The following is a 1,158-nucleotide window of genomic DNA, read 5'->3' as shown; positions in this document are numbered from 1 at the left end:
AAATATTTTTTTGACACCCCACCAACGGCTCAAACCGTTGATAAATCAACATTTATAGAGGGAGGAGAAGAAAAATGACGGATTGGCTTTCTTTCGTTTCAGATGTTGGCTTTCCAATTGTAGTGACTTTATATTTGCTGCATCGGATTGAAGCGAAGCTTGATATGGTTGTAACGTCGATTCAAAAATTACCTTACGAGTTAGAACAACGGGAAAATGAATCAACTTGAAAAGTGGAGAAATATCGATGTGTTAGTAAAATAAAGGAAAAGAGCTTTTTGCATTTATGAGCATGTTATACTTGATCTAGCTGTTAAGATAAAAAGTGGAGGGATTCAAGTAATGAACATGTACCCTGACATCGCAACAAGCTATGGAGCAGATTTAATAGTATGTGAAAATCAATTTGAAGCAAGCTATTATTACCATGAAATGAGAGGGCAATGCTTACAAAAGTTAAAAGAAATTAGCAAGTTAGTTGATGAATTTGAATTTGACTTTTCACCAGACAGTTTAAAGATAATTGAACTTCTATATTATGATGTAGAAGATCAGCTGTCTTTTTCATTTTTTAATCTGACTAAAGAAGAATTTGAACGTTGTCTAGGCGTTTATTTAGGGGAAGTTGTAGTTAGAAATATTGAAAAAGCTCGCTGGGTTGTTCGTGAATATTCCCTCGACTCTAGCAAATTTTTAATGGGAATTGAAAAAGGGAAGTTTGCGTTAATGCTTCCTTATGGATATCGTGAGCATAAAGAACGCTATCCGCACTTTCGATTCACTCTTTATCGAGACTTTTTACAATTTAAGAACCGTAACTAAGCTTGAAAAATAGCTTGTAGTTGAACAAAAAATAATTAATTAATTAACACTAGCGTCGCATAAATTTTAACTGAATTTTCTGTTTTCTTATTTTTCCTTTTATAAAGAAAAACGAATACTCTTGAACAGAGGTAGTAAACATCCATTTTTTACTATAACTGTTGACGAGTGTGACAGAGGCGGGAAACCCTTTATGGGACCGCTTTTCCTGCGATTTTTCGTAGCCATAAGTGAGCGGATTTCCATGGAGCTGCCTTCAGTAAACGGCTAATTTGTAAGTACGTTCTCGAACTATTCGTGTTCAGTTGTGCCAGTACATGCAGGCAATAGACAATC

Annotated in this window: 2 protein-coding genes and 1 pseudogene; 2 read left to right on the top strand and 1 reads right to left on the bottom strand. The window is 35.0% G+C overall.

The genetic code is table 11. The annotated features are described in order from the left end of the window. Positions 1 to 74: 74 nt before the first annotated feature. Positions 75 to 230 (top strand): YvrJ family protein, encoded by a 156-nt coding sequence (locus AC1UFB_RS17165; protein WP_025909932.1) that lies wholly within the window; start codon positions 75 to 77, stop codon positions 228 to 230. Positions 231 to 342: 112 nt separating this feature from the next. Then, a complete protein-coding gene (locus AC1UFB_RS17160; protein ID WP_328101881.1) occupies positions 343 to 822 on the top strand; it encodes a hypothetical protein in 480 nt (159 codons plus the stop codon). A 191-nt stretch (positions 823 to 1,013) separates the two neighbouring features. On the opposite strand, the pseudogene AC1UFB_RS17155 reads toward AC1UFB_RS17160, so the two are convergent. Then, a pseudogene (locus AC1UFB_RS17155) lies at positions 1,014 to 1,158 on the bottom strand (IS4 family transposase); the annotation flags it as partial.

This window comes from Priestia sp. KCTC 13724 (assembly GCF_056820425.1).
Note: the sequence above shows the minus strand (reverse complement) of the source record. Positions and strands in the feature narration are given on the sequence as shown.